This window comes from Geodermatophilus sp. SYSU D00697, from assembly GCF_054050175.1.
The window spans coordinates 11,200-37,024 of sequence record NZ_JBJGYV010000021.1; the positions used below are offsets into that span (position 1 = coordinate 11,200).

The window sequence follows — 25,825 nt, forward strand, 5'->3', positions numbered from 1 at the left end:
GCTCGCGAGCCCACCGATGGACGCAGCCAGCCGCGCTCGGGTCGCCGACGAGCGCCCGCGGAGGAGACGCAGGAGCCGGAGGCAGCTGGCGTCGGGTGTCGCCGGCGCCGCCGTGCTGATCGCCGTCCTCACCGTGCTGGCCCGGCTGGCCGGCTTCGGCCGCACGCTGGTGTTCACCAACGCCGTCGGTGCCGACAGCACGGGGGACACCTACCTGGCGGCCAACACCGTGCCCAACATCGTCTTCGAGGTGGTCGCCGGCGGCGCGCTGGCCAGCCTCGTCGTCCCGATGCTGGCCGGGGGCATCGCCACCGGCGACCGGGACCAGGTGCGCCGCACCGCCTCGGCGCTGCTGGGCTGGAGCCTGCTGGTCCTCACCCCGCTGGCGGTCCTGGTGGCGGTGCTGGCCGAGCCGATCGCCCGCCTGCTGCTCGGCGGCGGGGACCCCGTGCAGGTTGAGCTCGCCGCCCGGTTCCTCGTGGTCTTCGCACCCCAGGTGGTGCTCTACGGCATCGGCATCGTGCTGACCGGCGTGCTGCAGGCGCACCGCCGGTTCGGCGGCCCGGCGCTGGCGCCGCTGCTGTCCAGCGTCGTGGTCGCGACCGCCTACCTGACCTTCGCCGCCATCGGCGGCAGCCGGTCGGCCGAGGACCTGTCCACCCCGGCCGAGCTGGTCCTCTCGATGGGGACGACGCTCGGCGTGGCCGTCCTCGCCCTGAGCCTGCTCGTCCCGCTGCGCCGGCTGCGGCTGGGCCTGCGCCCGTCGCTGCGCTTCCCGGTCGGCGCCGCGCCCCGGGTGCGGCGGCTGGCGGTCGCCGGTGTGCTCACCCTCGCCGGGCAGCAGCTGGTGGCGGTGGTGGCCATCCGGCTGGCCAACGCCGGCGCCCCGGACGGCACGCAGGTCGTCTACACCGCCGCGCTGACGCTGTTCCTGGTGCCCTGGGCGGCGCTCGCGGTGCCGCTGGCCACCTCCGCCTACCCCGGCCTGGCCGAGCGCGCCGAGGTTGGCGACGAGTCCGGCTTCCGCCGCGCGCTGGCCCCGGTGGTGGTCCTGGTGGTGGTCGGCTCGCTCGCGGCCGCCGCGGTGCTGGTCGCGGTGTCCGGGCCGATGGCGCGCGTCTTCCTGGCCGCCGAGCCGCCCGCCGTCGTCGGCGCGCTGCGGGACACGATCATCGCCTTCGCCCCGGGCCTGCCCGGCTACGGGCTGGTCGCGCTGCTCACCCGGGCCCTCTACGCCCGCGGACGCTGGAAGGCGCCGACCGTCTGCGTCCTCGGCGGGTGGCTGCTCGCGGTCGCGGCGGACGTCGTCCTGTCGGCGGTGCTCCCCGCGACCGACCGCGGCGTGGCCCTGGGCGCCGGGCACACCGCCGGCGTGACCGTCGCCGGCCTCGGCCTGCTGGCCGTCGTCGCCCGCGAGGTCGGCCCGGCGGGGCTGGCCGGCGTGCTGCGGACCGGCGTCCCGGGGCTGCTGGCCGCCGGGCTGGCCGCCGCCGCGGGGCTCGCGGTCGCCCGCGGGCTCGGTGCCGACCCGGTGCCGGAGGGCGGCCTGGCCGGGGTGGTGCTCGCCGGGGTCCTCGCCGCGGTGGCTGCCGCGGCCGTGGTGGGGGCGGTCATGATGGGGACGGCGCGGCGCCCGCTGCGGGCGGCCGTGCGCGCGCTGCGTTCGTCGGATCGGCGGGAGGTGCACGGTGGCTGAGCCGCTGCTGGCGGGCCGCCGGGTGGCCGAGGTGCTGGCCACCAGCACCGGTGGGGTGGGCACCCACGTGCGGTCCGTGCTGCCCGCGCTCCTCGCGGCCGGAGCCGGTGCCCGCGTGTGCGGGCCTGCGGCGACCGAGCGGCTGTTCGCCTTCACCGCCGCCGGCGCGCAGTTCACGCCCGTGGAGATCTCCGCCGGGCTCGCCCCGCTGGCCGACGCCCGCGCCGTGGCCGCGCTGCGGCGGGCCACCGCGGGCACCGACCTCGTGCACGCCCACGGGCTGCGCGCCGGGCTGGTGGCCACCGCCGCCCGCCGGTTCGGCGACCGCGGCCGGCCGCTGGTCCTCACGCTGCACAACGCGCTGCCCGAGGGCGGCGGCGCCCGGCGCCGGGTGCTGTCCGCCGCGGAGCGGGCCACCGTCCGCAGCGCCGACGTGGTCCTGGCCGCCTCCGGGGACCTCGCCGAGAACGCCTGGCGGCAGGGCGCGCGGGACGTGCGGGTCGCCCCGGTCTCGGCCCCGCCGTTGCCCCCTCCGATCCGCACCCGCGAGCAGGTGCGCACCGAGCTCGGCCTGGCCGACGGGCGGCTGCTGGTGGTCGCGGTCGGCCGGCTGCACCCGCAGAAGGGCTACGACGTCCTGCTCGACGCGGCGGCCCGGTGGGCGGGCGACCCGCGACTGCCCGTGGCGCCGCTGGTCGCCGTCGCGGGCGACGGACCCCTGCACGAGGAGCTCCACCGGCGCATCGCCGCCGAGCGGCTGCCCGTCGTCCTGCTGGGCCGGCGCAGCGAGGTCGCCGACCTGCTGGCCGCCGCCGACCTCGCCGTGCTGCCCTCCCGCTGGGAGGCCCGCTCGCTGACTGCGCAGGAGGCGCTGCGGTCGGGTACGCCGCTGGTCGCCACCCGCACCGGTGGGCTGCCCGAGCTGCTCGGCGAGGGCGCGGAGCTGGTCCCGGTGGGGGACGCCGCCGCGCTCGCCGAGGCCGTCACCGGGCTGCTGGCCGACCCGGCGCGGGCGCGACGGCTGGCCGAGGCAGGGTCCCGCCAGGCCGCGACCTGGCCCGACGAGGCGGCCACGGCCCGGCAGCTGGTCGCCGTCTACCGCGAGCTGCTCGGGCCGCCGGGGGCCGGCTCCCGATGAGACCGGTCGCGCGAGGCGGAGTCCGCGGCGCGGCGCTGCTGGTCGCGGTCCTCACCGTGCTGCTGGCCCTGGCCGGCGGTGCCTCCGCCGCCCCGGCGGAGGAGGCGACCGCCGACCGGGTGCTCGTCGTCGGCGTCCCCGGCCTGGTGTGGAGCGACGTCGACCCGGAGGCGACGCCGCAGCTGTGGGCGCTGGCCGAGCGCTCGCCCATCGGTGCGGTGTCGGTCCGCGCGGCGCGGGCCACCAGCTGCCTGCTCGACGGCTGGGCCACCCTGGGTGCGGGCAACCGCGCCCGCTTCCCGGCGCCGGACGAGTCGGTGCCGCCGGTGCCGCTGCCGACCGTGCCGCTGCCCGGCGAGGCCCCGGACAGCGGGGACGGGGGCGACCCCGCCGCCCCGCCGGGGGACGACGCGGTGCCCGAGGAGCAGGTCCCGCCGGTGCCCCCCGCCAGTCCGTCGCTGTCGCACTGCGGCCTGCAGGAGCGGCTCGCAGCGGCCGGGCTGGCCGATCCGCAGTCGGCGGTCACCGCGGTCGCCGGGGACGAGAGCACCGCCCGCTTCGGCGCGGAGCCGGCGGCGCTGGGCAGCGCGGTCGGCTGCGCCACCGTCGTCGGCCGCGCCCCGGCGCTCGCCGTCGCCGGCCCCGGCGTGGCGCTGTCGCAGACCGAGCGGCTGCCCGCCGACCCCGCCCGCATCGGCGAGCTGCTGGCCGGCTGCCCGCTGACGCTGGTCTCGCTCGACGCGCTGGTCGACGCGGGGGAGCCGGCGCTCGAGGGCAGCGACACCGGCACCGAGCCGCAGCCGCGGGCCACGGCCCTGGCCACCATCGACGAGGCCGTCGGCCGGCTGACCGAGGCGGTGGCCGCCGCGCCGGGGGAGACCCTGCTCCTGCTGCAGGGCATCTCCGAGGTCAACGACGGCCGGCCGCAGCTGCACGTGGGCATCGCGTCGGGCCCCGGCCTGGACGAGCCCGGCTGGCTCACCTCGGCCAGCACCGGCCGGGCGCCCTACACCCAGCTCATCGACGTCGCCCCGACCGCGCTGGACGCCCTGGGCCTGCCGAAGCCGGCGTCGATGAACGGCCAGCCCCTCCGGGTCGGGGGCGAGCGGCCGGCGCTGACCGAGGCGGTGGACGTCCTCGAGCGGGCCAACACCGGGGCCGCGGTGCACTACCGCAGCACCGGCGCCTTCTTCTGGGGCCTGGTGCTGGTCAACGCCGCGGTCGTCGCGCTGGGCCTGCTGGTGGCCGGCGGACGCCGCCGCGCCCGGGCGCCCCGACCGGCGGGGGAGCGGCTGCGGGGCGCCGTCCGGCCGATCGCCCTGGGGGTCGCCGCGCTGCCGGTCGCCACCCACCTGGCCGGGCTGCTGCCGTGGGAGGCGGCCGGGGCGCCCCGCCTGGCGCTGGCCGCCTCCGTGCTCGCCGCCGCCCTCGTCGTCCTGGCCGTGGCCGCGCTCGGCCCGTGGCGGACCTCCCGGCTGGGACCGCCGGCCGCGATCCTGACGATCACCCTGGCGACCCTGGTCGGGGACGTGCTGACCGGGTCGCACCTGGAGCTCAACAGCCTGCTCGGGTACGACGCGATCGTCGCCGGCCGGTTCACCGGCTACGGCAACCTGACCTTCGGCCTGCTGTCGGTCAGCGCGCTGCTGCTCACCGCGGCCGCGGCGACCGCGGCCGGACGGCGGGCCCCGGCGGGCCGCTCCCGGGCCGTCGTGGCCGGCACGGTGCTGGCGGCCGGTGCGCTCACCGTGCTCGTCATCGGGACGCCGTCCCTCGGCCGCGACTTCGGCGGGGTGCTCGCCGCCCTGCCGGGCTTCGTGCTGCTGGCCATGCTGCTCACCCGCACTCGGGTGACGGTGACGCGGCTGGCCGCCGTCCTCGCGCTCGCCGTGGTCGCCGTGGGCACGCTCGCGGTCGTCGACTGGCTGCGCCCGGCGGCCGAGCGCAGCCACCTGGGCCGGTTCGTCGAACAGGTGCTCACCGGCGAGGCGTGGACCGTGGTCAGCCGCAAGGCGCAGGCCAACCTCGACATCCTGCTCGGCAGCCCGCTGGCCTGGATGCTGCCCGTCGCCCTGGTCGCCGCGGTGTGGCTGGTCCGCCCGGCCGGGGGACGGCGGGGCGGGCGGGTCCAGGCCCTGCTGCCGGCGCCGCTGCGGGGGCCCGGGCTCCTCCGCGGCCGGCCCGACCTCCTGCCGGCCGGCGATCCGGTCCCCCTGCGGGCCGGGCTGGTCGCCAGCGCACTGAGCCTGGCGGTCGGGGCGGCGGCCAACGACTCCGGCGTCGCCCTCCCCGCGACGGCGGCGTCCCTGCTGGTCCCGCTGCTGGTCTGGCTGGCCGCGGCGCCGCGCGCCAGCGGCACCGAGGCGGCCCGGGTGGCCGACGGCACTCCCGGTCCCGACCCGGTCGCGGGCCCCGATCGTGTTACGGTCGTCTCCCGTGGATCGACCGTCTGGAACGCGGAACAGTAACTACGGACCGGGGGGTCTCCTCCACAACTCCCAGCCGACGAAGTTCGTCTTCGTCACCGGCGGGGTTGTCTCCTCCCTGGGCAAGGGCCTGACGGCCAGCTCCCTCGGCGCGCTCCTGTCCAGCCGTGGCCTGCGCGTGACGATGCAGAAGCTGGACCCCTACCTCAACGTCGACCCCGGGACGATGAACCCGTTCCAGCACGGCGAGGTCTTCGTCACCGAGGACGGCGCCGAGACCGACCTCGACATCGGCCACTACGAGCGGTTCCTCGACACCGACCTGACCGGCCGCGCCAACGTCACCACCGGCCAGGTCTACTCGGACGTGATCGCCAAGGAGCGCCGCGGCGAGTACCTGGGCGACACCGTCCAGGTGATCCCCCACATCACCAACGAGATCAAGGCCCGGATCATGGCCGGGGCCGACTCCGCCGAGCGGGTCGACGTGGTCATCACCGAGATCGGTGGCACCGTCGGCGACATCGAGTCCCTGCCCTTCCTCGAGGCCGCCCGCCAGGTCCGTCACGAGATCGGCCGGGACAACTGCTTCTTCCTGCACATCTCCCTGGTGCCCTACATCGCGCCGTCGGGCGAGTTGAAGACCAAGCCGACCCAGCACTCCGTGGCCGCGCTGCGCAGCATCGGCATCCAGCCCGACGCGCTGGTCTGCCGGTCGGACCGGGAGATCGGCACCGGGCTCAAGCGCAAGATCAGCCTGATGTGCGACGTCGACGCCGAGGGCGTCATCTCCTGCCCCGACGCGCCGTCGATCTACGACATCCCCAAGGTGCTGCACCGCGAGGGCCTCGACGCCTACGTCGTCCGCCGGCTGGGCCTGCCCTTCCGGGACGTCGACTGGACCGTCTGGGGCGACCTGCTCGACCGGGTGCACGCGCCCAAGCAGACCGTGACGATCGGCCTGGTCGGCAAGTACATCGACCTGCCCGACGCCTACCTGTCGGTCACCGAGGCGCTGCGGGCCGGCGGCTTCGCCCACCGCAGCCGGGTCGAGATCCGCTGGGTCCCCTCCGACGACTGCGAGACCCTCGAGGGAGCCGAGCGGGCGCTGGCCGGCGTCGACGGGGTCTGCATCCCCGGCGGCTTCGGGGTGCGCGGCATCGAGGGCAAGCTCGGCGCCATCCGGTACGCGCGGGTCAACGGCGTCCCGCTGCTGGGGCTGTGCCTGGGCCTGCAGTGCATGGTCATCGAGACGGCCCGCAACCTGGCCGGGCTGCCGGAGGCCAACTCCACGGAGTTCGACCCGGAGACCCCGGACGCGGTCATCGCGACCATGGCCAGCCAGGTCGACGTCGTCGCCGGGCAGCGGGACATGGGCGGCACGATGCGGCTGGGCAGCTACCCGGCCACCCTGCAGAAGGGCTCGGTCGTGGCCGAGGCCTACGGCAGCACCGAGATCACCGAGCGGCACCGGCACCGGTACGAGGTGTCCAACGCCTACCGCGACAAGCTCGGCGCGGCCGGGCTGGTCTTCTCCGGCACCTCGCCCGACGGCCTGCTGGTGGAGTTCGCCGAGTTGCCCCGGGAGAGCCACCCGTTCTTCGTCGGCACCCAGGCCCACCCCGAGCTGAAGAGCCGCCCGACCCGGCCGCACCCGCTGTTCGCCGCGTTCGTGCAGGCCGCGATCGACTTCTCCGAGTCCGCGCGGCTGCCGGTGCCGGTGGACGAGGCCGAGAAAGTCGGGATCTGAGGGTGACCGAGCTCGCGAGGTCACCGGGCAGCAGAGCGTGGCCCACCGTCAGGACGACGAGCGCCAGCGAGGAGGACTGATGGTGGAGCCCGCCCGACCCGGTGAGTACGAGGTCGTCGCCAGCGAGACCCTGCACGAGGGCCGCATCATCACGCTGGTCCGGGACACCGTCGCCATGCCCGGCGGCGGGACGAGTGACCGCGAGGTCGTGCGGCACATCGGCGCCGTCTGCGTGGCCGCCGTCGACGACGAGGACCGCGTCGTCATGGTCCGCCAGTACCGGCACCCGGTCGGCGGCTACCTGTGGGAGCTGCCCGCGGGCCTGCGGGACGCCGACGGCGAGGCCCCGCTGGCCACGGCGCAGCGGGAGCTGGCCGAGGAGGCCGGCCTCTCCGCCGAGAGGTGGTCGCTGCTGGTGAACAGCTTCAGCACCCCGGGCTTCTGCAGCGAGCAGGTGCTGATCTACCTCGCCGAGGGGCTCACGCCGGTCGACCGGCCCGAGGGCTTCGTCGTCGAGCACGAGGAACTGGACATGACGGTGGAGCGCGTGCCGCTCGCCGACGCGGTCGCCCGGGTCTTCTCCGGCGGGATCCGCAACTCCTCGGCGGTCATCGGCGTGCTCGCCGCGGCGCAGGTGCGGGCGACGAAACCGCCGCTGCGCCCGGCCGACGCGGACTGAGCGGACCTCCTCCAGGCCCTGGGGTGCCTGCCGGTGCTCGTGCTCTGCGTCCGATGGGCAGGCAGAGCACGAGTTGGCGGGGCGGGTCGTGTGCCTGCCGGTGCTCGTGCTCTGGCTCCCGTGGGCAGGCAGAGCACGACTTGGCGGGGCGGGTCGTGTGCCTGCCGGTGCTCGTGCTCTGGCTCCCGTGGGCAGGCAGAGCACGAGTTGGCGGGGCGGGTCGTGTGCCTGCCGGTGCTCGTGCTCTGGGTCCCGTGGGCAGGCAGAGCGCGAGTTGGCGGGGGAGGTCGTGTGGGCGCGGGTGCTCGTGCTCTGCGTCCCGCGGGCATGCAGAGCACGAGCACGCGGGCAGCGACCTGCGCCGGCGGTGGTCCGGGTCGGCTCCCGGGCGCCCCCGGCCGGCGCTCAGCCGATGACGACCGGGGTCGTCGTCCCCACCTGCACCCACTGCGTCGACAGGCTGTCGCGGACCTCCTCCTCCAGCCAGAAGACGTAGGGCACGCCGCGCTGTAGACCGGCGAACCGCACGGTCACCGGGTCGCAGCCCTCGGGCTGGGCGGCGACCAGGGCGGGCGGGGCGGGCTGCGGGCCGGCCACCAGCTGCTGGCTGACCGCCTGCACGCGGTAGCGCGCGACGTCGGCGTGGCCGTCGGGCTGCCAGGTGACGGTGGCCGTCCCGGGACCCGGCACGACCGCGGGCAGGATCCGCCGCGGGTTGGCGTAGCCGCCGCACATCGAGGGGCCGGGCTCGGTCACCAGCGGCGTCCCACGGGGCACGACCGGGTTCAGCACGTCGAGGTCGACCCCGCGCGGGGCGACCGGGGCGGGGCCGGTGGCGACGACCGGAGGAGCGACGGCGGGCTCCTGCACCGGGGCCAGCGCCGCGGCGGGTGGGGTCACCGGCTGCGGCGGCGACGGCCGCGAGGGCGTGCTGACGGCGGTGAGCTGGGCGGCGAGCTGACCGGCCGGTGCGCTCAGCGTGACCAGGCCGACCGCGAGCACCCCGATCGCGGTGCCGTACCGGCCGCCGCGCCGCCGTCCCCGCCGTCGTCCCGCCGATCCGGCCATGACCGCCTCCCGTGTCCGGGAGGAGTCATCGGCACGGGCCGGCCCCGACTCAACGCCAACCGGACGCGGCTGCGGCCGGGGTGTCCGGCGTCGCGAGGCCCAGGCGGTCGAGCTCGAGGCGGGCCAGGGCGCGGGTGGCGTCCGGGTCGCCGTCGCGCCAGGCCGCCGCGGTGCCCGCGGGGAGCGCGGCGAGCCGGGACAGCGGAGCGGTCACCAGCGCACGCGCCGCGAGCACGTCGGCATCGACCTGCCCTGCCGCCCGCGCCTCCCGCGCCCAGCTCAGCCGCCAGGGCAGCCAGCGCAGCAGCAGCCAGCCGACCGGCAGCGCCACGAGGACGACGGCCAGGACGGCGGCCAGCGTCCCCACGGCGTCCTGTGCGGCCTGACCGGCACCGCCCACCGAGGAGCCGGCGCTGCCGAGGGCCTCGAACGGGCCGGCCAACTCGTCACCGACCACGGGGACGTCCCCGGCCGCCTCCGCCGCCGACGCCATGTTCCCCGCCACCGAGGAGCCCAGGTCCTCGACCGCCCGGCCCGGCTCGGCCAGCACGAGGACCGCGCCGTGCACCACGCGGGCGAGGACCACCCACGCGACCGTCCAGGCCACCAGGCCCAGGTCGGCCGCCAGCTGGCGGGCCCGGAGACCGGGATGGGTGGCGTACAGCGGCATGGGGTCGTCCTCCCGGTGCGGGGCAGCAGCGAGAGCCCCCTACCCGGACGCCGGACCCCGTCACCCGGCCAGGTGGCGCAGCACACGTCGCAGCCCGGTGGGAGGCCCGCTCCCGCCTAGACTCCGCGCGAGGCCCGCCCCGACCGGGCGGCCCAGACGCGTGCGGGACGCCCCGTCACCCTCGGGACGCACCGCCGGGACCAGGAGAGCGACGATGCGGGTCGGGGTTCCCCGAGAGGTCAAGAACCGGGAGTACCGGGTGGCGCTCACCCCCGCGGGGGTGACCGAGCTGGTGCGGGCCGGCCACGCGGTGCTGGTGGAGCGCGGCGCGGGGGAGGGGTCCTCGATCCCCGACACCGACTACACCGCCGCGGGCGCCACCATCGTCGGCACCGCCGACGACGTGTGGGCCGACGCCGACCTGCTGCTCAAGGTCAAGGAGCCGGTCGCCGAGGAGTACGGGCGGCTGCGCGCCGGGCAGACGCTGTTCACCTACCTGCACCTGGCCGCGTCCAAGGAGTGCACCGACGCCCTGGTGACCTCCGGGACCACCGCGATCGCCTACGAGACGGTGCAGACGGCCAACGGCGCCCTGCCGCTGCTCGCGCCGATGTCGGAGGTCGCCGGCCGCATGGCGCCGCAGGTCGGGGCGCACAGCCTGGAGCGGGCTCACGGCGGCCGCGGGGTGCTGCTCGGCGGCGTGTCCGGTGTCTACGCAGCCAAGGTCGTCGTCATCGGCGCCGGGGTGTCGGGCATGAACGCCGCCGCGATCGCCCTGGGCATGCAGGCCGAGGTCGTCGTCCTGGACCGGGACATCGACAAGCTGCGCGCCGCCGACCGCATCTACCAGGGGCACCTGCAGACGGTGGCCTCCAACGCCTACGAGGTCGAGCGGGCGGTCCTCGACGCCGACCTGGTGATCGGCGCGGTCCTGGTGCCCGGCGCCAAGGCCCCGACGCTGGTGAGCAACGAGCTGGTGTCGCGGATGAAGCCGGGATCGGTGCTCGTCGACATCGCCGTCGACCAGGGCGGGTGCTTCGAGGACACGCGGCCCACCACACACGACGAGCCGACCTTCCGGGTGCACGAGTCGGTGTTCTACTGCGTGGCGAACATGCCGGGCGCGGTGCCCAACACCTCGACGCACGCGCTGACCAACGTGACGCTGCCCTACGTGATGGCCCTGGCCAACGAGGGCACCGCGGCGGCGGTCCGCGCCGACCGCGCGCTCGCCCACGGGGTGAACGTCGTGGCCGGGCAGGTGGTGCTGCCCGAGGTGGCGCAGGCGCAAGGCATGACCGCGGTCCCGCTCGAGGAGGTGCTCCACTGACGACAGCGACAGCGAGGTCCGACGTCGCCCGGGTCGTCACCGGTTACCTCGACCACCTGACCGTCGAGCGCGGCCTCGCCGCGAACACGATCGCCTCCTACCGCCGTGACCTGCGCCGGTACACCGCATTCCTGGATGCCGCCGGCGTGCGTGGGCTGGCCGAGGTGGCCGAGAGCGACGTCGCGGGGTTCCTCGCCGCGCTGCGCCAGGGGGACGACGAGCACCCGCCGCTGTCGGCGACGTCGGCGGCCCGCGCTGTGGTCGCCGTCCGCGGGCTGCACCGGTTCGCGCTGCTCGACGGGCTCGTGCCCGACGACGTCGCGCACGAGGTCCGCCCGCCCGCGCCGGCGCGGCGGCTGCCCAAGGCCATCCCGGTGGAGTCGGTGGAGGCGCTCATCGAGGCCGCCGGGGCGGTGGAGGGCCCGCGCGGGTTGCGCGACCGCGCGCTGCTGGAGCTGCTGTACGGCACCGGCGCGCGCATCTCCGAGGCCGTCGGGCTCGCCGTCGACGACCTCGACCGCGGGCAGGCCACGGTGCGCCTGGCCGGCAAGGGCGGCAAGCAGCGGGTGGTCCCGGTCGGCAGCTACGCGGTGCGCGCGGTCGAGGAGTACCTCGTGCGCGCCCGCCCGGCGCTGGCCGCGGCCGGCCGTTCCGGCGTCCGTGGGGCGCTGTTCCTCAACGCCCGCGGCGGCCCGCTGTCCCGGCAGAGCGCCTGGGCGATCCTGCGGACGGCGGCCGAGCGGGCCGGTCTCACGGCGGAGGTCTCGCCGCACACCCTCCGGCACTCCTTCGCCACCCACCTGCTCGACGGCGGCGCGGACGTGCGCGTGGTCCAGGAGCTGCTCGGGCACGCCTCGGTGACCACCACGCAGGTGTACACGCTGGTCACCGTCGACCGGCTGCGCGAGGTCTACGCCACCAGCCACCCTCGCGCGCTCACCTGACAGCCCGTCGCGCCACTTTTCGGCAGACGTTGTGCCGCGCTGCGCCTCGACTCGGGACTCCTGTTGTCACGGGTCGCCAAGTCGACACGGCTCGCGGCGTGCCTCCTCGGTAAATCGCCGACTCGTCCCTAGCGTCGTGATCACCCGAGCGGCAGAACGGCTGACCGCTCCGGCGACGAGCCGGGACGGGCACGAGGTGGAGGCAACAGACCGATGGCGATGCGAGGGGACGTGGCCGGCCGGGCCGTCGCGCTCCCGACCGACACCGGACCGGAGATGGGCGCCGCCGCCTCGCGGCTGGACCCCGCTCGCGCGCGGATGCGGCCCCTGCCCGAGCCCACGCCGCTGACGCAGCACGGGCCGGCCAAGATCATCGCGATGTGCAACCAGAAGGGCGGCGTCGGCAAGACCACGTCGACCATCAACCTGGGCGCGTCGCTGGTCGAGTACGGCCGCCGGGTGCTGCTGATCGACCTGGACCCGCAGGGGGCGCTCTCGGTGGGCCTCGGGGTTCCGGCGCAGAACCTGGACCGGACGATCTACAACGCGCTCATGGAGCGGAAGACCTCGCTGCGCGACGTCCTGGTGCCCACCGACATCCCGGGCCTGGACCTGGTGCCCAGCAACATCGACCTGTCCGCCGCCGAGGTCCAGCTGGTCAGCGAGGTCGCCCGCGAGCAGACCCTGCTGCGCGTCCTCGCCGACGTGCGCGACGAGTACGACTACATCCTCATCGACTGCCAGCCCTCGCTCGGCCTGCTCACGGTCAACGCGCTGACCGCGGCCCACGGGGTGGTCATCCCGCTGGAGTGCGAGTTCTTCTCCCTGCGCGGCGTGGCCCTGCTGGTGGACACGATCGAGAAGGTCAAGGAGCGGCTCAACCCCGACCTGGAGATCTCCGGGATCCTCGCCACCATGTACGACGCGCGGACGGTCCACTGCCGGGAGGTCTTCTCCCGTGTCGTCGAGGCCTTCGGCGACACGGTGTTCCAGACGGTCATCCAGCGCACGGTCCGCTTCCCGGAGACCACGGTCGCCGGGCAGCCCATCACCACGTGGGCGCCCACGTCCTCGGGCGCCTCGGCCTACCGCGACCTGGCGAAGGAGGTCCTGTCGCTGTGACTCGGCGTCCCGTCCTCCCCGGCGCGGCCGAGCTGTTCCGTCGCACCGACACCGCGCCCGCCCCCGAGGTCACCGAGCTGCCCAGCATCAGCGCGACGGTGAGCTCGCCGGCCCTCCGCGGGGCCGCCGGCCGGCGCGCCGAGTCGGCCGACCCGACCCCTGCGGAGACCACCGCGCCGCTGACGCTGGTCCCCGGCGGCGCCGCCGACAGCACCGACCCGCTCGCCGCCTACCGGACCGCGCCCGCCCCGGCCCCGGTCGTGGCGCCCAAGCGGCCCACCCGGGGGCGGCCCACCCGGGCGGAGCGGGTCAAGCACGACGAGAAGATCACCGTCTACATCTCCGCCGAGGAGCTGCTGGCCCTGGAGAGCGCCCGGCTGTCGCTGCGGGCCGAGCACGGCGTGGCCGCCGACCGCGGCCGCATCGTGCGCGAGGCCATCGGCGTGCTGCTCGCCGACCTCACCGAGCGCGGCGAGGACTCGGTGCTGGTCCGGCGGTTGCAGGGCCGCTGACCCGGCCCCGTCGCGAGGCTTGCGCCGAGTCAGCGAGGCGTGAAGAGGGCGTGGTCCTCCCTCTATCGTCGGGGGACGTGGAGGTCACCGGCGCGGCACCCCAGACCGTCGCGGGTGCCGCGCCGGCGCGGTTCACCGTCCGGCTGACCAACTTCGAGGGCCCGTTCGACCTGCTGCTGCAGCTCATCGGCAAGCACAAGCTCGACGTCACCGAGATCGCCCTCTCGCAGGTCACCGACGAGTTCATCGCCCACCTGCGCGCGCTCGGCGACGAGCTCGACCTCGACCAGGCCAGCGAGTTCCTCGTCGTCGCCTCCACGCTGCTCGACCTCAAGGCCGCCCGGCTGCTCCCGGCCGCCGACGTCGAGGACGAGGAGGACCTCGAGCTGCTCGAGGCCCGCGACCTGCTCTTCGCGCGGCTCCTGCAGTACCGCGCCTACAAGCAGGCCGCCGCGTTCCTGCGCGAGCGCGAGGCCGACGCCGTCCGCCGGTACGCCCGGGACGTCGGCCTGGAGCCGCGCTTCGCCGACCAGGTCCCCGAGGTGCTGCTCGGCGTGACCCCGGAGCAGTTCGCGCGGCTGGCCGCCAGGGCGCTCACCCCGCGGGCGCCGGCGGTGGTGAGCGTGTCCCACCTGCACGCCCCTCCGGTCAGCGTCGCCGAGCAGCTGCTGCTGGTGCGCAACCACCTCATGGCAGCCGGGACGGCGACCTTCCGGGCGCTCTCCGCCGACTGCACGCACACCCTGGAGGTGGTCGCCCGGTTCCTGGCGCTGCTCGAGCTCTACCGCCAGCAGCGGGTGACCTTCGAGCAGCTCAGCCCGCTGGGGGAGCTGCACGTGCGCTGGACCGGCGGCGCCGAGCCGGCCGACGACGACGGCGCTGACGAGGAGTACACGTGACGGAGGAGCAACCGGAGCGGACCCCGATCTCCTGGGAGGCGCTGGCCGCCGAGCTGGCCGCCACCCGGGAGGAGGCCGACGAGCGCGACGGTCCGGACCCGGCCACGTGGGACGCGGTCGCCGCGGAGCTCGCCGCGCGGGTCGCCGAGCGGCCGGCGTCGGTTCCCGAGCCCGCGCCGGTGCCCGAGCCGGCGCGGCTGCCGCTGCCGCCACCGGTCGCGGTCGAGCCCGAGCCCGAGCCCGAGCCCGAGCCCGAGCCCGAGCCCGAGCTCGACCCCGCGGCGCTGCGCGGCGGGCTGGAGGCGCTGCTGTTCGTCGTCGACACCCCCGTCGACGAGGGGACCCTGGCCGGCGCGCTGCGCTGCCCGGTGCCACAGGTGCGGACCCTGCTGGCGGACCTGGCCGGGGAGTACGACCGCCGCGGCGCCGGCATCACGCTGCGGCGGGTCGGGGAGGGGTGGCGGCTCTACACCCGCGAGGAGCACGCCCCCGTCGTCGAGCGCTACCTCACCGACGGCCAGCGCAGTCGGCTGACCCAGGCGGCGCTGGAGACGCTGGCGGTGATCGCCTACCGCCAGCCGGTCACCCGGGCCCGGGTGTCGGCCATCCGCGGGGTCGGGGTGGACGGCGTGATGCGGACGCTGATCAGTCGCGGGCTGGTGCACGAGGTGGGCACCGACCCGGACAGCGGCGGCGGGCTCTACGCGACCACGCCGCTGTTCCTGGAACGGCTGGGGCTGGAGACCCTCGACGAGCTGCCCGAGCTCGGGCCGCTGCTGCCGGAGACGTCGTCCGTGCTGGACGAGCACCCCGACGCCTGAGCCCCCGGAGCCCTGCCGACCTCCGCCGTCCCTGAGCACCGACCTCGCCGTGTCGTCGCCGACCGCGCCGTACACCGCGAGGTCGGCGACGAGAGCGCGAGGTCGAGGGTCCGGTGAGCGGGCGGGTCCGGCGGCCGGCGGGGGCGCGAGCCGAACCGGTGGGAGACTGGACGGCGATGAACAGCGCCCCGCACGACGAGACCACCAGCGCGGCCGGCGAAGGCTGGTCGGAGGACATGGAGCTGGCCCCCGCCCACCCCGGCGACCGCGGTCCGGCCGCGGCCGAGGAGGAGCGCGAGGGGGAACGGCTGCAGAAGGTGCTCGCCCGCGCCGGGGTCGGCTCGCGCCGCGTGGTCGAGCAGATGGTCGACCAGGGCCGGATCGCCGTGAACGGCGCGACCGTGACCGTGCAGGGCATGCGGGTCGACCCGCAGCGGGACAGGATCGCCGTCGACGGCGTCCGCATCGAGCTGCGCGACGACCGCGTCACCTACGCCCTCAACAAGCCCGCCGGCGTCATCACCGCGATGAGCGACGACCGCAACCGGCCCACCGTCGGCGACATGGTCGGCGACCTCGCGCCGGGCCTTGTGCACGTCGGCCGCCTGGACCAGGACACCGAGGGCCTGCTGCTGGTCACCAACGACGGCGAGCTCGCCCACCGGCTCGCGCACCCCTCCTACGAGGTGCGCAAGACCTACCTCGCCCAGGTGTCGGGCTCCATCCCGCGCGACCTGGGCCGCCGGCTGCGTGCCGGGGTCGAGCTCGAGGACGGCCCGGTGAAGGTCGACTCGTTCTCGGTGGTCGACGTCCACGCCGGCCAGGCGGTGGTCGAGGTCGTCCTGCACGAGGGCCGCAAGCACATCGTGCGCCGGCTGCTCGCGCACGTCGGGCTGCCCGTCTCCCGGCTGACGCGGACCGCGGTGGGCCCGGTCAAGCTCGAGCGCATGCGGGTCGGCTCCATCCGCCGGCTCACCCGCGCCGAGGTCGGCGCCCTGCAGGAGCTCGTCGGCCTGTAGCGCGGCGACGCCGGCCAGCCGCACAGTCAGGCCAGCCGGCCCGCCGGGTCGGCCAGGACGTCGGCCAGCGCCCGCAGCGCCGCTCCGGTGGCCCCGGCGGCGGCCGGCGCGGAGGCCGCCTCGATCGTCGGCCGACGCCACCGGGCGGAGAGCACCCGCCGGGCCAGCAGCTCCTCCACCCGCGGGCGGAGCAGGTCAGCGAGCGCGCCCAGGTGCCCGCCGAGGACGACGGTCGGGATGTCGAGCACGTTGACGACGCCGGCCAGCGCCACCCCGAGGGCGCCGGCGGCGGCGTCGAGGGCCCGCACCGCGTCGGCGTCCCCGTCGGCGGCCCGCTCGGCGAGCTCGGCCGGCGGGGTGTCGGGGGCCAGCCCGGCGGCCGCGAGCAGCGCGGTGCGTCCGGCGTACTGCTCCAGGCAGCCGGTCGAGCCGCAGCGGCAGGGCGGCCCGTCGGGGTCGACGCACACGTGGCCCACCTCGCCGGCCCAGCCGGCGCTGCCGGTCATGACCTGCCCGGCGAGGACGGCGGCGCCGCCGATGCCGATCTGCCCGGAGAGGTAGAGGAAGTCGCGCAGCGGCCCGGGGCGCCCGGGGGCGGCCTCGGCGACGGTCCGGGCCGCCAGGTCGGCCTCGTTGCCCACGGTCGGCCGCAGCCCGCCCGGGAGGTGCGGCGCCAGCAGGTCCGCCGCGGGCACGTCCGACCAGCCGAGGTTGGGCGCGCGCAGCAGCAGGTCGTCCTCGGCGCGGACCAGGCCGGGTAGCGCCAGCCCCGCACCGGCCAGCCGCAGGTCCACGCCCGGCCCGGCGAGCAGGTCGGCGGTCAGGACCCCGAGTCGCCCGAGCGTGTCCCCGGGGTCGCTGCCCACGAAGTCGCCCTCCTCGACGGACTCGGCGACGACCCGGCCGCGCAGGTCGAGGACGCGCGCGGCGAGCAGCCCGGCGTCCACCTGCAAGCCCAGGGCGCCGATCCGCGCGCCCGGCAGGAGCGGGGTGGCCGGGCGCCCGCGCCGGGGCGGGGCGACGCGCTCGCCCTCGTCGAGCAGACCTCCGGCGACCAGCTCGTCGACCAGCCGGGCGGCCGTCGCCCGCGTCGTCCCGGTGCGGACGGCGACGTCCGCGCGGGACAGCGGAGCGGCCGCGGCGCAGACGGTCCGCAGCACGAGGGCGAGGTTGGAGCTGCGCAGGGTGGACTGCCGGGCCCCGGTCCCCTCCGTCGTGCGCACCCCTTGAGGTTAGCCCCGCCACTGCTTTATGTTCTACGGAAGAACAAAACCCGATGGAGGGATTCCCATGAGCGCGCAGCCCACCCGCGAGGACAGGTTCTCCTTCGGTCTCTGGACGGTCGGCTGGCCGGCCCGAGACCCGTTCGGCGACGCCACCCGCCCGGCGCTGGACCCGGTCGAGTCGGTGCACCGGCTCGCGGAGCTCGGCGCCTACGGCGTGACCTTCCACGACGACGACCTGATCCCGTTCGGCAGCGACGACGCCGCCCGCGAGAACCACGTCAAGCGGTTCCGCGCCGCGCTCGAGGAGACCGGCCTGGTCGTCCCGATGGTGACGACCAACCTGTTCACCCACCCGGTGTTCAAGGAGGGCGGCCTCACCAACAACGACCGCGACATCCGCCGCTTCGCGCTGCGCAAGGTCATGCGGAACATGGACCTCGCCGCCGAGCTCGGCGCGCAGACCTACGTGCTGTGGGGCGGCCGCGAGGGCACCGAGGTCGACACCGCCAAGGACCTGCGGGCGGCCCTGGACCGCTACCGCGAGGGCCTCGACACCCTCGCGCAGTACTCCGAGGACCGCGGCTACGGGCTGCGTTTCGCGCTGGAGCCCAAGCCCAACGAGCCCCGCGGCGACATCTTCCTGCCCACCATCGGCCACGCCCTGGCGTTCATCTCCACCCTCGAGCACGCCGACCTGGTCGGGGTCAACCCCGAGGTGGGCCACGAGCAGATGGCCGGGCTGAACTACACGCACGGCATCGCGCAGGCGCTGTGGCAGGGCAAGCTCTTCCACATCGACCTCAACGGCCAGAAGGGCCCGCGCTTCGACCAGGACCTCGTGTTCGGCCACGGCGACCTGCTGTCGGCCTTCGCGACCGTCGACCTGCTGGAGAACGGCTTCCCCTCGGGCGGCCCGCGCTACGAGGGTCCGCGGCACTTCGACTACAAGCCGCTGCGCACCGAGGACGTGACCGGCGTGTGGGAGTCGGCCGCGGCCAACATGCGCACCTACCTGCTGCTCAAGGAGCGGGCCGCCGCCTTCCGCGCCGACCCCGAGGTGCAGGAGGCGCTGGCCGCCGCGCGCGTGCCGGAGCTGGCGCAGCCCACCCTCGCCGCGGGCGAGACCCACGAGCAGCTGCTGGGCGACCGCTCGGCGTACGAGGACTTCGACGCCGACGCGGCCGGTGCCCGCCGGGGCGGGCAGGTGCGCCTGTCCCAGCTCGCGCTGGAGCACCTGCTCGGCGCCCGCTGACCCGGTAGACAGACGTCATGACGCTGGTGGCCGGGGTCGACTCGTCGACCCAGTCGTGCAAGGTCGTGGTCCGGGACGCCGAGACGGGCGCCCTCGTGCGGGAGGGCCGGGCGCCGCACCCCGACGGGACGGAGGTCGACCCGGCCGCCTGGCGGGCGGCGCTGCGGACGGCGATCGACGAGGCGGGCGGCCTCGGCGACGTCGCCGCCGTCGCGGTCGGCGGCCAGCAGCACGGGATGGTCTGCCTCGACGAGGACGGCGCGGTGGTCCGCCCGGCGCTGCTGTGGAACGACACCCGGTCCGCCGGTGCCGCAGCCGACCTGGTGGCCGAGCTCGGCGGGCCGGAGGCCGGCGGTCGGGCCTGGGCGGACGCCGTCGGTCTGGTGCCGGTCGCGTCGTTCACCGTCACGAAGCTGCGCTGGCTGGCGCAGCACGAGCCGGAGAACGCCGCGCGGACCGCGGCGGTGTGCCTGCCGCACGACTGGCTCACCTGGGAGCTGGCGGGGCGTCGCGAGGGTGGGTCGGCGGGTGGCCGACAGAGCCTGGAGGCCCTCGTCACCGACCGCGGGGACGCCAGTGGCACCGGCTACTGGTCGCCCATCACCGGCGAGTACCGCCCGGACCTGCTCGAGCGGGCGTTCGGCCGCACCCCCGTCGTCCCGCGCGTGCTCGGCCCGGCCGAGCCCGCCGGGACGGTCGCCGCCGGCGCCCTGGCCGCCGACGGGGGAGCGGTGCTCGGGCCGGGCACGGGGGACAACGCCGCCGCGGCCCTCGGCCTCAACGCCGAGCCCGGGGACGTGGTCGTCTCCATCGGGACCTCGGGGGTGGTCTCCACCGTCTCCACCACGCCGATGACCGACCCGACCGGGACCGTCGCCGGGTTCGCCGACGCCACCGGGAACTTCCTCCCGCTCATCACCACCCTCAACGCCGCCCGCGTGCTCGACGCCACGGCCCGGCTGCTCGGGGTCGACCACGCGGAGCTGTCCCGGCTGGCGCTGTCCGCGCCGGCCGGGGCCGGCGGACTGGTGCTCGTGCCCTACCTGGAGGGTGAGCGGACACCCAACAAGCCCTACGCCACGGGGGCGCTGCACGGCCTCACCCTGGCCACCGCCGACCCGGCGCACCTGGCGCGCGCGGCCGTCGAGGGCCTGCTGTGCGGGCTCGCCGACGGGCTCGAGGCCGTGGCCGCCGGGGGGACGCCGGTGCGGCGGGTGTTCCTCGTCGGCGGCGGCGCCCGCTCCGAGGCGGTCCGCCGGATCGCCCCCGCCGTCCTCGGCGTGCCGGTGCTCGTGCCGCCGCCGGGGGAGTACGTGGCCGACGGCGCGGCCCGGCAGGCCGCCTGGGTGCTGGCCGGCGGCGACACCCCGCCGGTCTGGCCGAGCGCCGCCACCGAGGTCCACGAGGCCGACCCCGTGCCCGCCGTCCGCGAGCGCTACGCCGAGGTCCGCGACCTCACCGCCGAGCGCGTCCGGTGATCCCGCCCACGGGGGAGCAGTTCGTCCTCCGCTGCGGCGACGCCGAGGCGACCGCCGTGGAGGTGGGCGGGGGCCTGCGCACCTACCGGGTGGGCGACCGCGAGGTGCTGGACGGCTACCCCGTCGAGGAGATGGCCCGGTTCGCCCGCGGCCACGTGCTGGCGCCGTGGCCCAACCGGCTGCGGGACGGCGTCTACACCTGGGACGGCGTCGAGCACCGCACGCCGGTCACCGAGCCCGAGCGCGGCACCGCCATCCACGGGCTGGTGCAGTTCGTTTCCTGGCGGGCGGTGGAGCGCACCGGCGAGCGGGTGGTGCTCGAGCACGTGCTGTACCCGCGGCCGGGCTATCCGTTCACCCTGCGGCTGCGGGTCGCCTACGCGCTGTCCGCCGACGGGCTGCGGGTGACCACGACGGCCACCAACGAGGGCACCGTGGCCCTGCCCTACGGGGAGGGCCACCACCCCTACGTCCTGGCGGGGCCGCGGCTGGACGACTGCAGCCTGCTCGTGCCCGCCGCCACCCGTCTGGAGACCGACGGGCGGGCCATCCCGACCGGCGCGGTGCCGGTCGCGGGAACGCCCTACGACCTGCGGTCCGGACGGCGGCTCGGGGACCTGGTCGTCGACCACTGCTTCACCGACCTCGAGCGCGGTCCCGACGGGCTGGCCGAGGTGCGGCTGGTGGCTCCCGGCGGGCGCGGCGTCGCGGTGTGGCTGGACGCCGGCTACGAATACCTGCAGCTGTTCACCGGCGACGTGGTGCCCGAGCCGCGGCGGCGCCGCGGTCTGGCGGTCGAGCCGATGACCTGCCCGCCCGACGCCTTCCGGTCGGGCGAGGCGGTGCGCCGGCTGGAGCCGGGGGAGTCGACGACGGCCTCCTGGGGCATCCGGCCGCTGGGCTGAGCGCCGCCGGGAGGGCGGTGGCGGGCGCTCCCTAGACTCGACCGAGGGGCACGGCGACCCGTGCCCCGCATCGATCGAGGAGAGTGGTAGTGGCCGTCCGAGCCATCCGTGGTGCGACCCAGGTGGACGCCGACAAGCGGGAGCTGGTCCTCGACGCCACCCGCGAGCTGGTCGCCGCGGTGATGGAGCGCAACCAGCTCCAGCACGACGACGTCATCAGCATCCTGTTCACCGCGACCCCCGACCTGGTCTCGGAGTTCCCGGCACTGGCCGCGCGAGAGCTCGGCTTCGGGGACGTCCCGCTGATGTGCGCCACCGAGATCGACGTCCCGCACGCGCTGCCGCGGGTGCTGCGGCTGATGGCGCACGTGGAGACCGACCGGCCGCGCGCGGAGGTGCAGCACGTGTACCTGCGCGGGGCCGTGGCGCTGCGACGGGACATCGCACAATGAGCGAGCGGCAGCGAGCGGACACCACTGTGCGGGATGACAGCACAGTGAGCGACTTCCGGGGGCAGGTCACGCTCGACGGGCCGTCGGGGACGGGGAAGTCCAGCGTCGCCCGGGCCGTGGCGACCCGGCTGGGCGCCTCCTACCTCGACACCGGCGCCATGTACCGGGCCGCGACCGTCGCCGTCCTGGACGCCGGCGTCGACCCCGAGGACGCCGAGGCGGTGGCCGCCGTCGTCGCCGCGGCCCGCATCGAGGTGGGGACGGCGGCCGACACGGAACTGGTGCAGGTCGACGGCGTGGACGTCGCCGTCCGGATCCGCGGCCCGGAGGTGACCCGCGCGGTCTCGGCGGTGTCCGCGGTGCCCGCGGTGCGCCGCCGGCTGGTCGACCAGCAGCGGGCGCTGGTGGCGTCGGCCGACGCGGTCGTCGTGGAGGGCCGTGACATCGGCACCGTCGTCCTGCCCGATGCGACGCTCAAGGTGTACCTGACCGCCGCGCCAGAGGCCCGCGCCCAGCGCCGGGCCGCGCAGCTGGGCCTCACCACCCCCGACGAGATCGCCGCGCTCGCCGCCGATCTGCGCCGGCGCGACGAGTACGACAGCAGCCGCGCCGACAGCCCGCTGCGGCCGGCCGCCGACGCGGTCGTCGTCGACAGCACCCACCTCGACCGCGAGGGGGTCGTCGACCGGGTGGTCGAGCTCGCCCAGTCCGCGGTGGGGGCGCGGTCGTGACCGTCGAGGGGACCGGCGCCCCGCTGCCGGTCGTGGCGATCGTCGGCCGGCCCAACGTGGGCAAGTCGACGCTGGTCAACCGGATCCTGGGCCGCCGCGCCGCGGTGGTGCAGGACGTCCCGGGCGTCACCCGCGACCGCATCTCCTACGAGGCGCTGTGGAACGGCAAGCGGTTCACCGTCGTCGACACCGGCGGCTGGGACCCCAAGGCCGCCGGGCTGGGCGCGTCGATCAGCCGCCAGGCCGAGTACGCGATGAAGACCGCCGACGTGATCGTGTTCGTCGTCGACAGCACGGTCGGTGCCACCGACACCGACCTGTCCGCCGCCCGCATCCTGCGCCGCAGCGACCGGCCGGTGATCGTCGTGGCCAACAAGGTCGACGACGAGCGCAGCGAGGCCAACGCCGCCGAGCTGTGGTCGCTGGGCCTGGGCGAGCCGCAGCCGGTCAGCGCCCTGCACGGGCGCGGCAGCGGCGACCTGCTCGACCTCGTGCTCGACGCGCTGCCCGAGGCGCCACGCGAGCAGCTCGACGAGGGCGGCCCGCGCCGGGTCGCGCTGGTCGGGCGGCCGAACGTCGGCAAGTCCAGCCTGCTCAACCGGCTGGCCAAGGAGGAGCGCTCGGTCGTCGACTCGGTGGCCGGCACGACCGTGGACCCGGTGGACTCGATCATCAGCCTCGGCGGCGAGGAGTGGCGGTTCGTCGACACCGCGGGGCTGCGCCGCAAGGTCAACACGGCCAGCGGCATGGAGTACTACGCCAGCCTGCGCACCGAGGCCGCCATCCAGGCCGCCGAGGTCGCCGTCGTGCTGCTCGCCGCGGACGAGGTGGTCAGCGAGCAGGACCAGCGGGTGATCAGCCAGGTCGTCGACGCCGGACGGGCACTGGTGCTGGCCATCAACAAGTGGGACACCCTCGACGAGGACCGGCACGCCCAGCTGGAGCGGGAGATCGAGCGCGACCTGGCGCGGGTGAAGTGGGCGTCGAGGGTGAACATCTCGGCCGCCACCGGGCGTGGGGTGAACAAGCTCGCCCAGCACCTGCGCGAGGCCCTGGCCTCCTGGGAGACCCGCGTGCCGACGGCGGAGCTGAACACCTACGTGCGGGCGCTGGTGCAGGAGACGCCACCGCCGGCCCGTGGCGGGCGCGCGCCGAAGATCAAGTACGTGACGCAGGCCGACGTCCGGCCGCCGCGGTTCGTGGTGTTCTCCACCGGCTTCCTCGAGGCCGGCTACCGCCGGTTCCTGGAGCGCAAGCTGCGCGAGCGGTTCGGCTTCCACGGCACGCCGATCGAGATCTCGGTGAAGGTCCGCGAGGGGCGGGAACGCCCGCGCGCCTGACGCGGGCCGATGAGTTCGGCCGCCGGGGCGGGTCGACACGGGTAGGAACGCCACGACCCGTCCCGGAGGCCCGCGATGACGACGACCGACACGCCCCTGCAGACCCGCACGCTCGAGGTGCCGGGCGCAGTGCTCACCTACGACGTCCGGCCCGGGCCGGCCGGCGCCGGGGTCCTGCTGATGATCGGCTCGCCGATGGGCGCCGCGGGGTTCGGCACGCTGGCCGGCCACTTCGCCGACCGGACCGTCGTCACCTACGACCCGCGGGGCTCCGAACGCAGCCGGCGCACCGACGGCGCGGCCGGGTCGACGCCGGAGGAGCACGCCGACGACCTGTCCCGGCTGATCGCCGAACTGGACGCCGGGCCGGTCGACGTCTTCGCCAGCAGCGGGGGAGCGGTCAACGCGCTGGTGCTGGTCGCCCGGCACCCGGAACAGGTGCGCACCCTCGTCGCGCACGAGCCGCCGGCCGCCGCGCTGCTGCCCGACCGCGCGGAGGCGCTCGCCGCATCCCGGCAGGTGCACGAGACCTACGTGCGCAGCGGCTTCGGGGCGGGGATGGCGGAGTTCATCCGGCTGGTCTCGCACCGCGGGCCGGTCCCGGCCGACTGGGGGGCCACACCGGCGGACCCGGCGGCGTTCGGCCTGCCCACCGAGGACGACGGCTCGCGGGACGACGTGATGCTCGGGCAGCACATCGTCGCCTGCACCCACCAGGAGCACGACCTCGCCGCCCTGCGCGCGGCGTCCACCCGCATCGTGCCGGCCGTCGGGGCCGGGTCGGACGGCGAACTGGCGCACCGGGGCGGCGAGGCGGTGGCGGCTGCGCTGGGCGTCGCGCCGGTCGAGTTCCCCGGCGACCACGGCGGCTTCCTGGGCGGCGAGTACGGGCAGACCGGTGAGCCGGAGGCCTTCGCCGCCACGCTGCGCCGGGTGCTCGACGCCGGCTGAGGCACGCGGGCGACCACCGGGCAGGTCGCTGCGACGGGTGCGGTAACCTCTTCCTGCAGCGATCGGGCGGTGGAAGCCGCCCGGCGCTCGGGCTGTAGCGCAGCTTGGTAGCGCACTTGACTGGGGGTCAAGGGGTCGCAGGTTCAAATCCTGTCAGCCCGACAGCGGGAACCGCAGGTCAGGGGCCGTGTCCGGAGAGATCCGGAACGGCCTCTGACCGCTTCCCAGGTCGGTTTGACCACCATTTTGACCACCATTTTGACCACCATCAGCCGACCCTGGGTTCGCCGCGGCCGGCTGCTGCGAGCGCCGGGTCGAGGCCTCGGCGGCTGTCTGTGACAGGTTCAGCGGTCACGGAGAGCGACGGCCGCTCGGTGGCGTCGCGCGAGGCGCTAGCGGTCGAAGGCGTCGCCGAGGGTGTCCATGGCCTGGCGGGCGACGTCGGGGGAGACATGGCCGTAGATGTCGCCGGTGATGGCGATCGAGGAGTGGCCGAGGATCTCCGAGACCACCTTGAGCGGCACGCCGCGGGTGAGCATCACGCTGGCGGCCCTGCCGTCAGCTCGTGCAGGGACATCACGGTCGCGGACGGTAGGCATGCCACCTCCAGTCGCGGGCCTGGAGTTCTCCAGTTGCTGGTGCTGGAGTCGGTGCCTGGACGCGTCCAACCGCCTACCGGGGCCTCGTCAAGCTCGCGGTCGGGCGTCCGGTTGACGTCGTCACCCTGATACGCGACGACGGCCTCGGCCGGCGGCCTCTACCGTCTCGCCGTGCCCTGCCCGCCGCGCAAGGAGCACCGGCCAGTAGCCGCCTTCGCGGGCACGGCATCCCCGCGCCTGGATCCCGACGTCCAGGCGCAGGTGGAGCGGTTCGTCGTCGAGCAGTACGCGTCGGGCCGCTCCCTGCGGGAGCTGGCCGAGCTCACCGGCCGGTCGTTCTCCGCGGTGCAGAAGATCCTCGACCGGCACGGGGTCCGGCGGCGCGGCGTCGGGGCGGCCCGGCTTCCCGCCGAGGAGCCTCGCCGGCCGGCCCCGTAGGCCGCGCGCGGTCCCACCGCATCGGCGCCGCCCGCCTCACGGCCTGCGAACCCGACAGTGCATGAGGTGACGCCTCGAGATTTTGAAGGCTCCAGTAGCCGGATGGCGAGCGGAAGCACCGCAGTCATCCCACCGGTGGTTCCTCGAGGGTCGCCCTGCTTCGGAACGGTGTCTGCACGCGGGTGTTCAAGGCGGGACTTGGGCGCCGCGAAGTGGGAGCCGTCCCACCGGCTGCCTCCGGAGCGGAGGTGCGCGGTGCGCGCGGCTCCGTCGACATGGTCGGAACGTAGCGCGACCTGCGGACAGAGCCGAGATCATCGCTCTGTCGCAGCCCCGCTGGCTCACTCTGCAAGGCGCTGTTCGGGGCGGTACTGCGACG

General features: G+C 75.9%; 24 protein-coding genes and 1 tRNA gene. 21 read left to right on the forward strand and 4 right to left on the reverse strand.

The window, feature by feature from the left end:
- Positions 1–112 precede the first annotated feature (112 nt).
- The 5 genes from murJ (at position 113) to ACI79C_RS17645 (ending at position 7,689) form a co-directional block, all read left to right on the forward strand.
- The gene (murJ, locus tag ACI79C_RS17625) at positions 113–1,696 is read left to right on the forward strand and encodes a murein biosynthesis integral membrane protein MurJ (RefSeq protein WP_456946974.1); all 1,584 of its coding nucleotides are present in this window, start codon (positions 113–115) and stop codon (positions 1,694–1,696) included.
- The gene (locus tag ACI79C_RS17630) at positions 1,689–2,834 is read left to right on the forward strand and encodes a glycosyltransferase family 4 protein (protein WP_456946975.1); all 1,146 of its coding nucleotides are present in this window, start codon (positions 1,689–1,691) and stop codon (positions 2,832–2,834) included. Before murJ ends, ACI79C_RS17630 begins: the two co-directional genes overlap by 8 nt.
- Positions 2,831–5,302 carry a hypothetical protein gene (locus ACI79C_RS17635; protein WP_456946976.1) on the forward strand — a complete coding sequence of 824 codons (2,472 nt, stop codon included), beginning with the start codon at positions 2,831–2,833 and terminating at the stop codon, positions 5,300–5,302. Before ACI79C_RS17630 ends, ACI79C_RS17635 begins: the two co-directional genes overlap by 4 nt.
- Entirely contained in the window at positions 5,271–7,010 is a 1,740-nt protein-coding gene (locus tag ACI79C_RS17640; RefSeq protein WP_456946977.1) for a CTP synthase, read from the forward strand. Before ACI79C_RS17635 ends, ACI79C_RS17640 begins: the two co-directional genes overlap by 32 nt.
- Before the next feature lie 79 nt (positions 7,011–7,089).
- Entirely contained in the window at positions 7,090–7,689 is a 600-nt protein-coding gene (locus ACI79C_RS17645) for an NUDIX domain-containing protein (RefSeq protein ID WP_456946978.1), read from the forward strand.
- Positions 7,690–8,094: 405 nt separating this feature from the next.
- On the opposite strand, the gene ACI79C_RS17650 is transcribed toward ACI79C_RS17645, so the two are convergent.
- Together ACI79C_RS17650 and ACI79C_RS17655 are read right to left on the reverse strand one after the other, a co-directional pair.
- On the reverse strand, positions 8,095–8,757 hold the full coding sequence (locus ACI79C_RS17650) for a hypothetical protein (RefSeq protein ID WP_456946979.1): 663 nt from the start codon (positions 8,755–8,757) through the stop codon (positions 8,095–8,097).
- 49 nt (positions 8,758–8,806) lie between these two features.
- Complete coding sequence (locus tag ACI79C_RS17655; RefSeq protein WP_456946980.1) at positions 8,807–9,427, reverse strand: hypothetical protein; 621 nt, start codon at positions 9,425–9,427, stop codon at positions 8,807–8,809.
- A 214-nt stretch (positions 9,428–9,641) separates the two neighbouring features.
- Here ACI79C_RS17655 and ald point away from each other — a divergent pair, with 214 nt between their 5' ends.
- The 7 genes from ald (at position 9,642) to ACI79C_RS17690 (ending at position 16,074) form a co-directional block, all read left to right on the forward strand.
- Complete coding sequence (gene ald / locus ACI79C_RS17660) at positions 9,642–10,757, forward strand: alanine dehydrogenase (protein ID WP_456946981.1); 1,116 nt, start codon at positions 9,642–9,644, stop codon at positions 10,755–10,757.
- Positions 10,754–11,701 carry a site-specific tyrosine recombinase XerD gene (gene xerD, locus ACI79C_RS17665; protein ID WP_456947041.1) on the forward strand — a complete coding sequence of 316 codons (948 nt, stop codon included), beginning with the start codon at positions 10,754–10,756 and terminating at the stop codon, positions 11,699–11,701. The genes ald and xerD overlap by 4 nt, the downstream gene beginning before the upstream one ends.
- 213 nt (positions 11,702–11,914) lie before the next feature.
- Positions 11,915–12,823 (forward strand): ParA family protein, encoded by a 909-nt coding sequence (locus ACI79C_RS17670; protein ID WP_456946982.1) that lies wholly within the window; start codon positions 11,915–11,917, stop codon positions 12,821–12,823.
- The gene (locus tag ACI79C_RS17675; protein WP_456946983.1) at positions 12,820–13,335 is read left to right on the forward strand and encodes a hypothetical protein; all 516 of its coding nucleotides are present in this window, start codon (positions 12,820–12,822) and stop codon (positions 13,333–13,335) included. The genes ACI79C_RS17670 and ACI79C_RS17675 overlap by 4 nt, the downstream gene beginning before the upstream one ends.
- A gap of 77 nt (positions 13,336–13,412) precedes the next feature.
- Entirely contained in the window at positions 13,413–14,234 is an 822-nt protein-coding gene (locus tag ACI79C_RS17680) for a segregation and condensation protein A (protein ID WP_456946984.1), read from the forward strand.
- Positions 14,231–15,055, forward strand: a complete 825-nt coding sequence (gene scpB / locus ACI79C_RS17685) for an SMC-Scp complex subunit ScpB (RefSeq protein WP_456946985.1) — start codon at positions 14,231–14,233, stop codon at positions 15,053–15,055. Before ACI79C_RS17680 ends, scpB begins: the two co-directional genes overlap by 4 nt.
- 176 nt (positions 15,056–15,231) lie before the next feature.
- The gene (locus ACI79C_RS17690; RefSeq protein WP_456946986.1) at positions 15,232–16,074 is read left to right on the forward strand and encodes a pseudouridine synthase; all 843 of its coding nucleotides are present in this window, start codon (positions 15,232–15,234) and stop codon (positions 16,072–16,074) included.
- Positions 16,075–16,100: 26 nt separating this feature from the next.
- Here the strand turns inward: ACI79C_RS17690 and ACI79C_RS17695 are convergent, their stop codons facing one another.
- Positions 16,101–17,297 (reverse strand): ROK family transcriptional regulator, encoded by a 1,197-nt coding sequence (locus ACI79C_RS17695; RefSeq protein ID WP_456946987.1) that lies wholly within the window; start codon positions 17,295–17,297, stop codon positions 16,101–16,103.
- Between the two features lie 67 nt (positions 17,298–17,364).
- Here ACI79C_RS17695 and xylA point away from each other — a divergent pair, with 67 nt between their 5' ends.
- From xylA to ACI79C_RS17735, 8 genes are all read left to right on the forward strand, one after another.
- Positions 17,365–18,552: a xylose isomerase gene (gene xylA / locus ACI79C_RS17700; RefSeq protein WP_456946988.1), complete on the forward strand. Its 1,188-nt coding sequence runs from the start codon at positions 17,365–17,367 to the stop codon at positions 18,550–18,552.
- A 17-nt stretch (positions 18,553–18,569) separates the two neighbouring features.
- The gene (gene xylB, locus ACI79C_RS17705) at positions 18,570–20,030 is read left to right on the forward strand and encodes a xylulokinase (protein ID WP_456946989.1); all 1,461 of its coding nucleotides are present in this window, start codon (positions 18,570–18,572) and stop codon (positions 20,028–20,030) included.
- Entirely contained in the window at positions 20,027–20,935 is a 909-nt protein-coding gene (locus ACI79C_RS17710; protein ID WP_456946990.1) for an aldose 1-epimerase family protein, read from the forward strand. The genes xylB and ACI79C_RS17710 overlap by 4 nt, the downstream gene beginning before the upstream one ends.
- An 89-nt stretch (positions 20,936–21,024) precedes the next feature.
- Entirely contained in the window at positions 21,025–21,387 is a 363-nt protein-coding gene (aroH, locus tag ACI79C_RS17715; RefSeq protein WP_456946991.1) for a chorismate mutase, read from the forward strand.
- Between the two features lie 44 nt (positions 21,388–21,431).
- Positions 21,432–22,118 (forward strand): (d)CMP kinase, encoded by a 687-nt coding sequence (gene cmk / locus ACI79C_RS17720; RefSeq protein WP_456946992.1) that lies wholly within the window; start codon positions 21,432–21,434, stop codon positions 22,116–22,118.
- Entirely contained in the window at positions 22,115–23,458 is a 1,344-nt protein-coding gene (gene der / locus ACI79C_RS17725; protein ID WP_456946993.1) for a ribosome biogenesis GTPase Der, read from the forward strand. Before cmk ends, der begins: the two co-directional genes overlap by 4 nt.
- 75 nt (positions 23,459–23,533) lie before the next feature.
- A complete protein-coding gene (locus ACI79C_RS17730; protein ID WP_456946994.1) occupies positions 23,534–24,409 on the forward strand; it encodes an alpha/beta fold hydrolase in 876 nt (291 codons plus the stop codon).
- An 88-nt stretch (positions 24,410–24,497) separates the two neighbouring features.
- A tRNA-Pro gene (locus ACI79C_RS17735) sits at positions 24,498–24,571 on the forward strand.
- A 230-nt stretch (positions 24,572–24,801) separates the two neighbouring features.
- On the opposite strand, the gene ACI79C_RS17740 is transcribed toward ACI79C_RS17735, so the two are convergent.
- Complete coding sequence (locus ACI79C_RS17740; RefSeq protein WP_456946995.1) at positions 24,802–24,951, reverse strand: hypothetical protein; 150 nt, start codon at positions 24,949–24,951, stop codon at positions 24,802–24,804.
- Between the two features lie 228 nt (positions 24,952–25,179).
- Here ACI79C_RS17740 and ACI79C_RS17745 point away from each other — a divergent pair, with 228 nt between their 5' ends.
- Entirely contained in the window at positions 25,180–25,446 is a 267-nt protein-coding gene (locus ACI79C_RS17745) for a helix-turn-helix domain-containing protein (RefSeq protein WP_456946996.1), read from the forward strand.
- Positions 25,447–25,825 lie beyond the last annotated feature (379 nt).